A 14,654-nucleotide genomic window follows, 5' to 3' on the forward strand; every position below is an offset into this window, starting at 1 on the left:
AATTTGCTAAATTAGTTGCTGAAATACGTAACGAAATCATACAGAAAAACGTTAGCCAAAATTAAAAACGAATGATATTTAAAGGACATTTTGATCCGCTATTAGCACCTCTTGATTTTAATAAACTAACGATTTATACAAAATCAGATGAACAAAAAGATATTAGAAAAGAATACTTTTACAAAGACAAAAAAGTTTCTAAAATTATTGATTATAGAAATGGCATAATATCCGAATATGAACATTTGAATAATGATTCTGTTATTAAATTTTATCTATTTGAAGATTCGATAGATAAAAGGGAATTTGATTCAATTAAAAAATTCACTTATTCGAATAGTAAAAAAACAAGAGAAGTTCTTATAAATATTGAAAACGAAAAAGAAGTAAAAATTTACACTGGAGAGTTCGAATACTTAGAAGATGATTTGTCCTTCGAGCGTTACGCTTATAATGATGGAGAAGAATATAGAATAAAGCACGAATGGAACAAAGCAAAGTCCATTAATAACATTATACATCTTGATGAACCAGACAAAGTAAAATATACTTTGAATGAAAATGGCTACTTGATTGAATGTCTATATTTTAAATATGAAGGAAGTGTAAAGAAAACACTTTATGAATATAAAGATGATAAGCTCTTTAAATTAATTGAATATCCACATCTTGAATATAAAAAAACATTATTAGGGAAAATCAAAATTACTGGTGAGGCTCAGTTTATGGATGAAACAGAAAGTTATTACTTTGAAAATGGTCTACTGCAAAAAGAACTTGTTAAAGATTTTGAAACTAAAGAAATCGTGAATATTTTATATTACGACTATGAATAATAACTTAGACTTGTGCAACAGGCACAACGTGTATAGTTAATTGCTGGTTCTATGTGTACTCGGAAAATTCTAGCAGATTTTGCTATGGGTTTATTTTCTTTTATTAACTTAGTTCTTGCCAACGCAACTAGCCATATACGAATACGTTTTAGTGCATTAAAAAAACCAACCTGAAATTGACAGAACAAATCCTATTAAAAGACTCAATTGAATTTAACGGAACTATACCTGAATTGAAAAAAAAGATAAAGCTGAATAAAGAACGTGAATTTGAATTGGAATGGATTGACCAAAACGACTTTAAATTCTTATCTAATTTTTCATTAGGAACACTAATTGTAGATGGATTTCCTGGAGCAACAGAAGGAATTAAAGGTTATGGGAAATTAACTGAGACTGAAAATGGAAATACACGAATTGAACTGAAAACAAAAATGCGAATTGAATTATATTTCGCTCTTTTCGTTTTTGTGTTTATTTTCTTCTGTGGCTATATGGCTGGAGAAGATTTTCCAATTTGGATTTATTTATTGCTTCCTGTTTCTCTATTATGGTTTTGGTTTATTTTCAGAATGCAAGAAAAACGACTATTTGAAAAAATTAAAAACTATATCAACCGAATAGAATAACGCATTACAACAAAGGTAACCATTCCACAAGCCCGTAATTGTATAAAAGGCAACTAATTCTTGGCTTATGTAAGGATGTCTTTCTTTTATATCTTCTAGCAAATAAAATAAAAACCAAAAATGTTCTCAAAGTTATAAAAGGCTTTTTGCAAAATTCACTTCGAACTCAATTCATTCAGCATAACTATTCCACAATCCATGTAATGAATAGAAAAGTAATCCGACTCAGCAAGAAATCTAAAACTAACAACCAAATGAAAAAAGGTATTTTAGCAATATTAGGAATGTTCTTAATCATTGCTTGTAAAGATGATCAGAAAAAGGCGAAAACTCCCGAAACTACAACGAAAGAAGAAGTAAAAGTTGCCACAAAAACATATCCAGAGAATTTACAAAAAGTATTTGATGCGCATGGCGGAATTGACACTTGGAATGAAGCACAAACCTTGGTGTATGAAATGGTTAAGCCAGAAGCAACAGAAAAGCACATCACAGATTTGCATTCGCGGAAAACGCGTTTGGAAGGAAAAAATTTCACCATTGGTTATGATGGAAAAGATGTTTGGCTGGCACAAAAAGACACCACAGCTTTTAAAAGCAACGCACGTTTTTATCATAACTTATATTTCTATTTTTATGCAATGCCTTTTGTTTTAGGTGACGATGGAATTATATATAGCGAAGTGGAAAGTCTTTCGTATGAAGGTGTTTCATATCCTGGGTATAAAATTTCGTATGGCGATAATGTAGGCGATTCTCCAGAAGATAATTACTTTATCTACTATAATCCTGAAACGTTTCAAATGGAATGGTTAGGCTATACCGTAACCTATTTCAACGGAAAACCAAGTACAAGGGTAAGTTACATTCGTTACAGTGATTGGCAAAATGTAAATGGCGTTTTATTGCCAAAAACATTGACATGGCACAAAAGTGAAGATAATAAGGTGCTGGAAGTTCGAAACTCAGTAGAATTTACCAATGTAAGTTTAAACAAAAAAACGATGGACAACAAAATGTACGAGAAGCCAGCTGATGGCGTTGTTGTTCCAAAAGGATAATTGAAAAAAGGAAACTAGTGTACAAAAAATGCCTCTTCGTTATGAAGAGGCATTTTTGTGTTAAGTATGTAAATATTTTTAATTCGGTCCTTTATAGGATTCGTTCAAGTGTAATTGATTTGCATCAAATCCAGTAAACATAATAGTATTCAAAATATTACGCAGTTGAAAACGTATTGGACTTACATTCGGAAGTATGGAGTGCTCACTTGAAAAGTTTCGAACAGTATATACTGTACTATGTTCAAACGGGAATCCTCTTCTGATCTCTTTATCTACATAAGCACCAATATTCGATAAATTAGGCAAAGACTCTAAAACATTTGTATAATCAGTTGCAATATCATTAGATAATTCTGAAAAGGTTGGTAATTTAAACTCTTCAATATTTTCATCTAAAGTCTGAACATCTTTTGATGTTTCTTGCGCTGACAGTTGTACTGTAACGCCTAAGAATAGTACCAGAATGAATCGTTTTATATAGTGCATAGCTTTATCTTTTATAAGTGTATACGTAGCATGTTGTTCTATAAAGTTACTACTTTCCGTCGTATTTATCCATATAACGCTTCCATAATCTTGTTTGATGCGTCTCTAAACTCAACGTTCGCCCTTGAATGAACGCATGTGTTAAAATATTTCCACGCATGTCTAACGCGTCTCCTTCACTGATAAATAGTGTCGCATCTTTCCCAGCTTCAAGTGTTCCTAAACGATCGTCAACGCCTAAAATTTTAGCTGTGTTTGATGTAATTAATTGCAACGCTTTTTCTTTATCCATGCCATGTGCCGCAACAGTTCCTGCTAAAAATGGTAAATTACGCGTATTCATACGTTCCATCTGTCCGCTATTTTCCAATCCAACCAAAACGCCAGCATCTGTTAAGATTTTTGCTTTTTTGTATGACAAATCATAATCTTCGTCGTCCATATTAGGAACAGAATGTGTTCTGTGTAAAAGAACCGGAATATTGTTTTGACTTAATGTTGTCGCTACTTTGTGTGCATGATATCCGCCAACAATCACTAATTTTAGTTTGTTTTGCTTGGCGAAATCAATCGCATCTAAAATTCCTTTTTCAGTATTCACGTGAACGAACAGTGTTTGCGAACCGTTCATTAAACTTTCCATAGCTTCAAAAGGCAAGTGTTTTGGGCTTTTAGAACCTTTCAAATAGCTTAAAACTTCATTGAATCCATCTTTAATAGTTTGAACTTGCTTTGCATAGTTTTTATTTGGAGTTAAACCTCTTGGTTCTCCAAGCCACCAACGACCACGCGAAAAATTGTTTGGCCAGTTCATATGAATTCCATCATCCACTTTTACGGCTGCATCTTCCCAATTCCAAGCATCTAGTTGTACTATAGACGAAGTTCCAGAAACGCGTCCGCCACGTGGCGTAATTTGTGCCGTTAAAATTCCGTTTGGTCTACAACTTTCTACAACTTTCGATTCTGTGTTATAAGCAATCAAACTACGAATATGCGGATTAAAACTTCCAGTTTCACTTTGATCACGTGTTGCTCTTACCGCATCAACTTCCACCAAACCGAGTGTTGAGTTTGGTGCAATAAATCCAGGATATACATGTTTTCCTTTCGCGTCAATTACAGTTCCCGAAGTTTGTGTCGTTGCAGAAGCACCAACGCGCACTATTTTTCCATTTTCAAATACTACGGTAGCATTTTCAATAACTTGTCCATTTCCAATGTGTGCTGTAGCACCAACAATAGAAATTGCTTGCGACTGTTTAGGTGCAGGCGTTTGTTGTGCAAAACTTAAACCGCTGAACAAAACAGTTAAGCATAATGTGTATATATAAATATGTTTCTTCATGTCAGTTTCGTTTAAAATTCAACAGTATCACAATGATGATGTACTTTATCTTTTTTCTTCACAGCTTGTGTTTTCATGCCTTTGTTTTTCTCTAACAACATCATGTTCATCAATTCTGTACGTTCGTTTTTAATCTTTCTACGCAATTGAGTGTCGCGTTCTAAATCAAAATAAACAGTTCCTTCAATCATGGTCGTTTGCGCTTTCGCGTAAATTGACATTGGGTGAGCTGTCCATAAAACCAAATCTGCTTGTTTTCCAGTTTTCACACTTCCAACTTTATCATCAATATGTAATAATTTAGCAGGATTCAGCGTGACAAACTTCCAAGCTTCTTCTTCCGAAACGCCACCATATTTTACAGCTTTTGCCGCTTCTTGATTCAATCTACGAGACATTTCGCCATCATCTGAGTTAAATGCTACCACAACACCTTGACTGTGCATGATTGCTCCGTTATACGGAATTGCATCATTTACTTCAAACTTATATGCCCACCAATCCGAGAAGGTAGAACCTCCAGCGCCATGTGCTTTCATTTTGTCCGCTACTTTGTAACCTTCTAAAATGTGTGTGAAGGTGTTAATGTTGAAACCGAATTCATCCGCAACTTTCATTAACATATTAATTTCACTTTGTACATACGAGTGACAAGACACAAAACGTTTTTTATTTAGAATTTCTAAAATCGTTTCCATTTCAATATCATAACGATACGTTCCCGTTTTTTTCTTTGCTTCGTATTCTCTTGCTCTTTGGAAATAGTCGGTGAACACTTGCTCAACTCCCATACGTGTTTGTGGGAAACGTGTTGTTTCAGTATCGCCCCAATTACTCTGCTTTACGTTTTCTCCTAGTGCAAACTTGATAAATCCGTCCGTATCTTTAAAAAGCATATCATCTGCAGAGCGTCCCCATTTTAATCGTAAAATAGCAGAACGTCCGCCAATTGGATTTGCAGATCCGTGTAGTAACTGAATCGTTGTGACACCACCAGCTAAGTTTCTGTAAATATCTACATCTTCTGGGTTTACTACATCTTCCATATTTACTTCCGCTGTAGAATTGTGTCCAGCTTCATTAATGGCAAATGCGCCAATATGTGAATGTTCATCAATCACTCCCGATGTCAAGTGTTTTCCTGTTGCATCAATCACTCTGGCATTTCCTGCGCTGAGGTTTTTACCAATGCGACTTATTTTACCATCTTTTACTAACACGTCTGTATTTTGAAGAATTCCATCTTTTTCATTTGTCCAAACCGTAGCATTTCTAAATAGAATGGTTTCTTGTTGTGGCAAAGCTGCCGAACCGTAGGCTCCATTTGGATAAGAAAGCGGGAACATTTTTGGCGCTTCCATCTTTTTATCTTTTCCTTTTTTGTCTCCTTTTTTATCTTTTGAGCCAGAAACTTCTTTCTGTGTTGCGTTGAATGAAGATTCAGAACCATTTGCTAATATTGCTTTTCCAGCGAAAAAAGTTGCATTACGCACTGGCGATGTCAAACGAATAAATTCTGTTTTTGTCGTGTCAGCAGTTGTAAATTGTAATTGTAACCAGTTGTCTTTAAAAGAAATTTTAGATCCTAATTTCAAAGAATCTTTCATCACAGTTGATTTCAACTTTTCTGGCGTTCCAGCAATAGTAACATCATATACATTTCCAGCGACATTAAACGCGTATTTTCCGCGAAGGTCTTTGTGTGATTTGTCTTTGAATACATTTTGATTTCCTTGTACCCAGTTTTCGTAGATGACTGTTTTCTTGTCAAAAATATCTCCAGAAGTAATTAAGAAGTTTGCCTGACGACCATTTTGTAAGCTTCCAACTTTATCTTCTTGTTGTAAGATACGTGCCGGAACTGTTGTCAATGCTTCTAAAGCCTTTGTCTTATCTAAACCATACGTAATTGCTTTTTGCAAGTTACCCATGAACTCTTTTGGCGATTTTAAATCGTGTGTTGTGAAACTGAATACAATTCCCTTATCTGCCAATGCTTTCGGATTAGAAGGTGCTTGATTCCAATGTTTCATCGCTTCTAATTCTACAACGCCTGCTGCATACGGATCAGAAACATCATACGCCTTTGGAAAGTTGATCGGAATAATGAACGAAGCATTTGTTGCTTTCATGGCATTAATGTTTTCATATTCGGTTCCGTCACCGATGAGTACATATTGAATTCCGAATTCGTCACCAATTGCATCAGTTTTGATACTATTATGCTTGTTTCCAGAATGAAATATTTGAACTAAGTTTTTATTGTTAGCTAAAGCTTCTAAGGCTAAATCTCTACGTTTTGCTTTTCCTTTTGCATACCAATCTGCATCGTGATACATTTGACGAATCAAAGCCATGCTTCCCATTAATGAAGTAGGGTAAGCTTGACGTGTTGAGTTGCTACGTTGATACGATAAGTATTGCGCAGAACGATTGTCTAAGATGCGCATGCTATTATCTCCGTTAGAGTTTAGTGCGACTAACATTCCGTTTCCACGAACAATTCCGTCATGCATGTGCGTGTTTACAGTTCCAAAACCAGCTTTTAATAAGTCAGTTGCTTTTTTATTGTCATACGTAAATGTTGTCATTGGATCTGTATCTGGGCGAATGTGATCGTTCCAGTAATATCCTTGACGTTTGGCATCATATTGTGGTGGTGAGTTTCTGTCGAAACTTCTTTTTGGTGCTTTAATTCCAAAGTTTGCATACGGATCAATAAATGAAGGATACACACTTTTTCCTGTTAAGTCTACAACGGTAGCACTTTTAGGAATTGAAACATTAGCTCCAGCTTGTAACACTTTTCCATCTTGTATGAGAAGTGTTCCGTTTTCTATCACTTGTGTTGGCGTGACATAAATTTTTGCGTTGGTAAATGCTGTTATGGTGTGTTCTTCTGTTTTAACGCCATCATTCTTAGGAAAGTAATCCTGAGCAAAAGTGGGAAGGCTAAACAAAAGTAATAACAGCAGCAAATACGATTTTTTCATTGCTTTTTGCATTAAAATTGGGTTGATTAGTTTAAGTCCTAAAGATAAGGTATGAATGTACTTTGTAGACTGTTTTAAGAGTTTTTTAACGTTTATTTATGAATTGAAATCGGCGTGTTTTGAATCCATTTTTGGACTAATTTTCGATTTGTGGTAATTTCGGCAAAGACATAAATATCACTTTGAAAACATGGAGATGTTTCCGCTTTTTCAATCATAACTTTATCATCGTAATAGCTTGAATGTAGAAAGTAGAGTTTTTTGTTTTTTAGCAAAACATACCCAACATGATTGCTCAATCCGACAAAGTAAATGCCGTCTTTGTAGATTTTGTTCAGCTTTTTTTGAAGATTTTGGAAAGATATATTTCGATATATTTTCAATTCAGCGCGTGGTTGAAGCGTAATGGCTTCGTTCATGCCGCCTTCTTGCGCCATTTTGTAACGATTGAGTTGAAAACCTAAGTGTTTTAAGGTTGTGGACACAAAATAGCCACAAGCAATTTCTCCATCATTTGGAATGTTTGTATGTCCGTTAAAATCCCATGGCGTTCCATACCAATGTGGCACGATTTCGTTGAGTAATTTATTGTATAAATAACTAGAAGCTGAATCAATTGCTGTTGAATTGTTTTGTTGAAATTGTCTTGCGAAATAAGCTCTGTCTTGTTGTAGCGATTGTTTGATCGTGTTGTAATTTCCTTTTGGTGTAAAGTTGATGCCTAGCCGTAAAGAATCTAGTGTAGCAGGATCAATAGGAATTATAGTTGCTACATCGGGCGTTATTTTCGTAGCAACAGCGGTTGAACTTTTGCTGTGTTCTTTCGCGCAAGCGCAACAAAGAAAGCATAAAAGAAGAAAATAGATTCTTGTCATGTAGATAAAACGAGAAAATGTATGTTTTCGTACAGCTTGTATTTTTTTGGTAGTGATATATGTATTTGTTAGCGCCTTGCATTTTAAGAAAAAAGCCAAATTAGACAAACAAATCAGAAGAAATTATATTCAATACCTAGCTGATGTTTTTATAGAGAATAAAATAGAAGCGAACCGAAGTTCGCTTCTTGAAATACTAGTGTACATGACAGCATCTGCTACCGTAGTAACATGAATAACTACCACCTTTTATTGAATTCCGTTTTTTAGAGTCTAAAGAAGAAACCAATTCTTTTTTAAGCTTAAAGCTTTTAAGATTCTTTTTTTTCATAATAAATGTTTTAAATTAATAATGAAACAAAACTAGCATTAGTATTAATGAATAAAAAGAGAAGCATTGTTCGTTTTATAAAGTGCTTATGTTCAATTTATAAAGTGGATAGTACTTAATTACAATGAATTGATCCGTAGTAGATATGATAATATGTTGCAGATTCATAGTGTGATTAATACAAGCTTATTTATTTAATATCGCTTCTAAATTTAATTTTCTGGTAATTGTTCTATGATTTGGTAGCTGCTAAAATTGAGGAAGTTTCTCAGGTGTGTTCATTCTCGCGCAAGCGAAATAAAAAAAGCATAAAAGAAGATTTTTATCATAAAGCTAGAGCGGAAAAATGTATGTTTTCGTACTTACGGAATCAGCGGATGTTTTTTATCATAATTCACCAACAGCGAAACCACATAACTGTAACTCAAAATTCCACCAGATTGATTGTTCGCTTTGAGGAATTGATCAAATGTAAATTTGAACATCGGTTTTAGCGGATTTTTATGCGCCGTCCAAAACGCACGAACTTCATCGTAATTTTTCTGAATTCCTGGATGCAATGTGACTTTTAAACGTTCGTATTCCTCAGGATTTCTTCGGTATACTTCTTTTAAACAATGCCACGTCATAAAGTTGTACGCGCCATATTTAAAGTAAATATCATCATTGTGCAAAGCTGCCATACAACCAATAAAATTAGCTTCGTTTTCTGCCGAATAGCCAATTTGGTGTGCTTTTTCGTGACTTGCGGTTACTGGAAATTTGTACACAGGAATTTTAGCATTGATCTGCGCTTCATTCGTAAACGGATTGAGATATCCACTAAAGCCCATTGTGGTTAAAAATCCACTATAAATAGATTTTTTTAAGCTGCGATGTGTGAATTTGAATTGTGGTTCTTCTGCACTGAAATTGTCATAACCGTTCACTGTCTTTTTGAAAATTTCGCTGGTTTTGTACGGAACTTCTACTTTTACCGTATCATTTTGTGTAATTTGAAATTGTACCGCATTTGCTTTCGCGATGACTCTTTCAGTAAAACTTACCAATTCTTCGGTGGAATATTTACGATCGAGTGCTAACGATTTATATAATGGCAATCGGTAATAATTCATTCCCCAAAGTAAGTGGAAAGCAAAGTACGTAACCGTAATTACAATATAAACATCAAGTAGCACACGTTTGTATTCTTTTCGAAACAAGCGAAAGTTTTTATAAATGTAGCGAATGATTAAAATTCCAGCAATTGTATAAAATATATCGCCCATTGAGAATGGAATCCAGCCAAAAATGACTCTGAAAATCTTAGAAATTATAGGATATAATCCGTTGCTATAATAAGTTTCTATAAACTCAGGATAGCTTGCAAGTATCTTAATTGCAATGAATTGGATAGGGAAAGATAGTGCAATCAGTAGTTTTGTTCTCTTGGTCATAAGCAATACATTTGAACACCATTTGGGAAGATGTTACATAGCTAATGTAAAAAAACTAAATCATTATTTCTAAAATGAACGTAATTTTTTCGTCAGTGCCAAAATAGTTTCAGAATGTATTTGTAAAAAACAGGCAATTTTAGGAGCAAACATTTACCTTTGCAACTTGTATTCAATCATAATAAAAAAATAGCATGAGTCAAGAAGTAAGAACTTTAGAGCCTAACGGACTTTGGAATAAATTTGCAGATTTAAACGCAGTACCACGACCTTCGAAAAAAGAAGAACGTGTGATTGCTTTTATGAAGAAATTCGGAGAAGATTTAGGCTTAGAAACAGTTATTGATGAAGTTGGAAATGTAATTGTCAAAAAACCAGCAACTTCAGGAATGGAAGACCGAAAAGCCATTGTAATGCAATCGCATTTAGATATGGTACATCAAAAGAATTCCGATACTGAATTTGATTTTGATACACAAGGTATTGAAATGGTTGTAGATGGCGATTGGGTACGCGCAAAAGGAACAACACTTGGTGCAGATAATGGACTTGGCGTTGCAACGATTATGGCAATTTTAGAAAGTAAAACGATCGCGCATCCTGCGCTAGAAGCATTGTTTACGATTGATGAAGAAACTGGAATGACAGGAGCAATGGGCTTGAAAGGTGGATTGCTTGAAGGTGAAATTTTATTGAATCTTGATACGGAAGAAGATGACGAAATCGGAATCGGTTGCGCAGGCGGAATTGATGTCACAGCAACTCGTTCGTATGTTGAAGAACCTACACCAGAAGATGTAATTGCGTATAAAATTGAGATTAGTGGATTGCAAGGTGGACACAGTGGAATGGACATTCATAAAGGATTTGGAAACGCAAATGTGTTGATGAATCGTTTGTTGTTTGATGGATTTGAAAACTTCGGATTGCGCATTTCGGAAGTTAATGGTGGAAGTTTGCGAAACGCGATTCCTAGAGAAAGTTTTGCACTCGTTGTGATTGATAAAGTACATCAAGAAGCTTTTGAGTTTGAAATGCAACTGCAAATTGATACAATTAAAAAAGAATTTGCTACTGTTGAAGCAGATTTAGACATTACATATACAGTTACAGAAACACCAAGTGAAGTCGTAGAATTGGGCGTGCAAGAAGGAATTACACGTTCGTTATATGCTGCACACAATGGTGTATATCGTTTGAGTCCAGATATAGAAGATTTAGTAGAAACCTCAAATAATGTGGCACGTGTGATTATTAAAGACGGTGAAATCAAAGTTGGATGTTTGACGCGTTCTTCTGTAGAAAGTGGAAAAATGGATTTGGCAACGAAGTTGAGAGCTGCTTTTGAACTTTCGGGTTGCGAAGTTGAATTTTCAGGTTCGTATCCAGGTTGGGAACCAAACATGAATGCTTCTATTTTGCCAGTAATGGTTGATTTGTATAAGAAATTAAACAATAACTCAGCGCCACATGTAGCGGCTTGTCACGCAGGTTTGGAATGTGGAATATTAGGAACTAATTATCCAGACATGGAAATGATTAGTTTTGGACCTACTATTCGTGGAGCGCATTCACCAGACGAACGCGCAAGTATTTCTTCTACACAAAAATATTGGAACTACGTATTGGAAGTTTTGAAGAACATTCCGAAGAAATAATTTTAGAAAAAGTATAAAACTAAAAAAGCTCCTCAATTGAGGAGCTTTTTGCTTTTCTGATGTGATTATCCGCAAACAACACTGCATTGACCACAGTTTGAATGTGACTGATTTGTTATTGGAGTTGGTTCTTGTGGTACTGGCTCACAGATGAGTTGACTCACGCACCATTTTTCCATGGTTACCATTGAGTGTGTTGTTGGTGCACCACCTTGTACTAGACTAGCTTCTAAAGAAGAAACTGTTTGCTTTTTTAATCCTAAAGTTTTCATTTGTTTTTTCATGATATGTGTTTTTTGTTTCGTTGCAAATATCTTTCAAGTGGCAAAAACTCAAAACAGGAAAACAGATATATTGTATACGGTGTTTTACCTCATGTAAAAGCCCCTTTTTTGGAAAAAGAGGCTTTTAACTTACAGATTGTATTTTCTAGCAAATATATGTTGGTGGTTGTGTTGTTGGACAACAAACCGATGCTACTGTTATGATAGGATCGCATGCAATAAGAATAGATTTACAATTTATTTGAACTGAAATACAGGTGTTTTGTATTGTTCGTATTGGAACTGTAATTGTAAAAGTAAAATTACCACCTTGTACTTGTTTCTCCGTAAGTGACGAAATTTTTTGTTTGCGTAGTTGTAAAGAAATTTTTTGTTTTTTCATGATATTTATTTTTTTGGTTATATTCAAATATCCTGATAAACAATGTTTTATGAAAGAGTAGAAAAACGTTTCTTGTAAGGTGTTTTTCCTAAAGTTAAGTACGGTGCTACAATAAAGGGTATAAAAAAATCGATCATTACAAACTCTGTAATGACCGATTTATATTTAAGCTTTAAGTTTAATTTAATTTCACTTCATCTCTACTGTGGATAATGAACTACCGTATCTGGGGATTCGTTAGATGGCAAACAAGAAATAATTCCAGAGCCATTAGGGCAATTATCATTCCAATTAAGAGAAAAATCACATTGATCTCCAGTTGCAGTACATGCTGCATTCAATGAATCATCTATATTTGGACATACTCCACAAGAATCAGATCCACCAATAATTTTATGCATTCCTGATAATGATGAAATTGACTTCTTATTCAATTTCAAGCTTTTTAAATTCTTCTTTTTCATAATTAATGTTTAATGTTAAAAAGTAGAACGGTATTTTTTTAATAAAATTCTTCTTGTTAAAATTATTTTATTAATTCGATATCAAAAATGACATCAGCATTAGGTGGAATCATACCACCTGCGCCTCTTTCTCCCCATGCTAAATGAGAAGGAATAAACAAACGGACTTTGTCACCAACTCTCATGTTTAAAAGTCCTTCTTTAAAACCTGCTATTAAATCAGTATCATTACTATAGTCAGTAACCATAGGTTTATCGTAACCATTTCCTTTTAGTTTGCGTTCATTTATTTGGCCAAATTCTTCTGATAGTTTAAATGAAGTAGCATCAAGCAAAGTTCCATTTTCAAGATATCCAGCATATTCAACACTTACTTTCTCTCCGATATTTGGCTTTTTTCCATCACCTTTTTTTATGTATAATATACCTAAGCCTGAAGGTAGTTTAGTCGCTTTACCCTTTTGACCTTTAATTTCTTGGATGAATTTTTTAGTTGCCTTTTCTTTATTAGCTAAAAGTTCTTGAGCTCTTGCTTTAGCCTTTTCCATGGCCTTAACTTTTTCAGCATACTGATTAGAGAATACTTTTACTTCATCAAATGCTTTTGCTTCACTACCAACACGGATAATTTTCACTGAAATCATTTTAACGTCCTCAAGCGGTCTGTTTTTTGTGTTTGGATCTGTTGAAACTGTCACATTTGCAATAGCATCTACTGTTTCCATTTTTGCAACGTCAATTGCTTTTTGCAATGCTATAGTATCTGATATTTCAGCACGTAACTCTTTTTCTTTTACAGGATCAATCACAACGTTTCCAAAAACGACATATCTTCCATTTAAAGAAGGATACGGAACATGTGTAATGTAAAATTGACTTCCATTTGTATTTGGACCTGAATTTGCCATTGCCAACGTTCCGGCTTGGTCGTGATTTAATGTTGGAATAAGTTCACTGTCAAACTTATAACCAGGATTGCCCATTCCAGTTCCTAATGGATCTCCAGTTTGAATCATAAAGTTTTTCATGACTCTGTGGAAAATAAGACCATCATAAAATGGTTTTCCTTTTAAGCTATCTACCAATTGTGGATGCGTTCCTTTTGCCAAACCAATGAAGTTTGCCGAAGTAACAGGTGTTTCCTTATAATTTAATTCTACTAAAATTGGACCTTTGCTAGTTTGTATATCTGCATAAATTCCGTCAGCTAATCCAACATATTCGCTGCTTTTGCAGGCAGTAAATCCTAAAGCAATGATTGCCATTAGTAATGTGATTTTTTTCATGAGTACGTTCATTTTTAATTTTCTGTTTCTAGGTTTTTGTTGTCTTTTTTAATATTAAGTAGGGTTATTGTTGATTGAATCGGAACGTTGGTTCCAATTTTTTTGTTATCTCCATGATATCCATACGCAATGTGTGAAGGAAAAAGGAAAGTTACTGTTTCTCCTTTTTTCATCAATTGTAAGCCATAACGCAGTCCAGGAATGGTTTGTTGTTTGTCTACGACATATTCTTGAATACCAATTTCTTCATTAGAATAAATAGTAGCGCCCGCAATTCTTGAAGCATTGAACGCATAAACTAAAGTATCTCCTTTTTTGGGAAGATACGTTTCTAGGGTAGTTTTTTCATTGTAGAAATACCAAAAACCATTTGGAGACGCTAAATAAGTGTTTACCGTATCTAGATCCATGTATTTTTGAATAGCAGCTTCTTCTTTGGCAATCAAGGCTTTGTTTCGTTTTACGGATTCCTTTAAAAAAGTACCAGAACGAATACTCACAGGTTTCCGCGCTTCTTTTTGAGCACATGAAACCACAGCGATGAAAACAATACCAATAAGGATGACTTTTTTAAACATATTT

Annotated in this window: 15 protein-coding genes; 4 read left to right on the forward strand and 11 right to left on the reverse strand. The window is 34.5% G+C overall.

The features are described from left to right. Positions 1–71: 71 nt before the first annotated feature. The 3 genes from H2O64_RS03610 (at position 72) to H2O64_RS03620 (ending at position 2,526) form a co-directional block, all read left to right on the forward strand. Positions 72–836 carry a hypothetical protein gene (locus tag H2O64_RS03610; RefSeq protein WP_187560782.1) on the forward strand — a complete coding sequence of 255 codons (765 nt, stop codon included), beginning with the start codon at positions 72–74 and terminating at the stop codon, positions 834–836. A gap of 176 nt (positions 837–1,012) precedes the next feature. Then, positions 1,013–1,465: a hypothetical protein gene (locus tag H2O64_RS03615; RefSeq protein ID WP_187560783.1), complete on the forward strand. Its 453-nt coding sequence runs from the start codon at positions 1,013–1,015 to the stop codon at positions 1,463–1,465. Positions 1,466–1,719: 254 nt separating this feature from the next. After that, positions 1,720–2,526, forward strand: coding sequence for a DUF6503 family protein (locus H2O64_RS03620; protein ID WP_187560784.1), 807 nt, complete (start codon positions 1,720–1,722; stop codon positions 2,524–2,526). A 78-nt stretch (positions 2,527–2,604) separates the two neighbouring features. Here the strand turns inward: H2O64_RS03620 and H2O64_RS03625 are convergent, their stop codons facing one another. The 6 genes from H2O64_RS03625 to H2O64_RS03645 form a co-directional block, all read right to left on the reverse strand. Next, positions 2,605–3,015, reverse strand: a complete 411-nt coding sequence (locus H2O64_RS03625) for a hypothetical protein (protein ID WP_187560785.1) — start codon at positions 3,013–3,015, stop codon at positions 2,605–2,607. 49 nt (positions 3,016–3,064) lie between these two features. Then, positions 3,065–4,363 (reverse strand): amidohydrolase family protein, encoded by a 1,299-nt coding sequence (locus H2O64_RS03630; RefSeq protein ID WP_187560786.1) that lies wholly within the window; start codon positions 4,361–4,363, stop codon positions 3,065–3,067. A gap of 11 nt (positions 4,364–4,374) precedes the next feature. Beyond that, positions 4,375–7,356: an amidohydrolase family protein gene (locus H2O64_RS03635; protein ID WP_187561155.1), complete on the reverse strand. Its 2,982-nt coding sequence runs from the start codon at positions 7,354–7,356 to the stop codon at positions 4,375–4,377. A gap of 92 nt (positions 7,357–7,448) precedes the next feature. After that, positions 7,449–8,231, reverse strand: coding sequence for a hypothetical protein (locus H2O64_RS03640; RefSeq protein WP_187560787.1), 783 nt, complete (start codon positions 8,229–8,231; stop codon positions 7,449–7,451). Between the two features lie 196 nt (positions 8,232–8,427). Beyond that, the gene (locus H2O64_RS24150) at positions 8,428–8,562 is read right to left on the reverse strand and encodes a hypothetical protein (protein WP_262890627.1); all 135 of its coding nucleotides are present in this window, start codon (positions 8,560–8,562) and stop codon (positions 8,428–8,430) included. A gap of 362 nt (positions 8,563–8,924) precedes the next feature. After that, entirely contained in the window at positions 8,925–9,998 is a 1,074-nt protein-coding gene (locus H2O64_RS03645) for a DUF3810 domain-containing protein (RefSeq protein ID WP_187560788.1), read from the reverse strand. A gap of 194 nt (positions 9,999–10,192) precedes the next feature. Here H2O64_RS03645 and H2O64_RS03650 point away from each other — a divergent pair, with 194 nt between their 5' ends. Further along, positions 10,193–11,656, forward strand: a complete 1,464-nt coding sequence (locus H2O64_RS03650; RefSeq protein ID WP_187560789.1) for an aminoacyl-histidine dipeptidase — start codon at positions 10,193–10,195, stop codon at positions 11,654–11,656. A 65-nt stretch (positions 11,657–11,721) separates the two neighbouring features. Here H2O64_RS03650 and H2O64_RS03655 read toward each other — a convergent pair whose 3' ends face one another. The 5 genes from H2O64_RS03655 to gldI all read right to left on the reverse strand — a co-directional run bounded on the left by H2O64_RS03655 (position 11,722) and on the right by gldI (position 14,650). Further along, entirely contained in the window at positions 11,722–11,940 is a 219-nt protein-coding gene (locus H2O64_RS03655; RefSeq protein WP_187560790.1) for a hypothetical protein, read from the reverse strand. 145 nt (positions 11,941–12,085) lie between these two features. Then, positions 12,086–12,322: a hypothetical protein gene (locus tag H2O64_RS03660; protein WP_187560791.1), complete on the reverse strand. Its 237-nt coding sequence runs from the start codon at positions 12,320–12,322 to the stop codon at positions 12,086–12,088. A 200-nt stretch (positions 12,323–12,522) separates the two neighbouring features. Next, entirely contained in the window at positions 12,523–12,756 is a 234-nt protein-coding gene (locus H2O64_RS03665; RefSeq protein ID WP_187560792.1) for a hypothetical protein, read from the reverse strand. Between the two features lie 92 nt (positions 12,757–12,848). Beyond that, the gene (locus H2O64_RS03670; RefSeq protein WP_187560793.1) at positions 12,849–14,072 is read right to left on the reverse strand and encodes a peptidylprolyl isomerase; all 1,224 of its coding nucleotides are present in this window, start codon (positions 14,070–14,072) and stop codon (positions 12,849–12,851) included. A 14-nt stretch (positions 14,073–14,086) separates the two neighbouring features. After that, positions 14,087–14,650 (reverse strand): gliding motility-associated peptidyl-prolyl isomerase GldI, encoded by a 564-nt coding sequence (gldI, locus tag H2O64_RS03675; protein WP_187560794.1) that lies wholly within the window; start codon positions 14,648–14,650, stop codon positions 14,087–14,089. Positions 14,651–14,654: the final 4 nt, after the last annotated feature.

Source organism: Kordia aestuariivivens (assembly GCF_014397005.1).
Taxonomy (GTDB): Bacteria; Bacteroidota; Bacteroidia; order Flavobacteriales; family Flavobacteriaceae; genus Kordia; species Kordia aestuariivivens.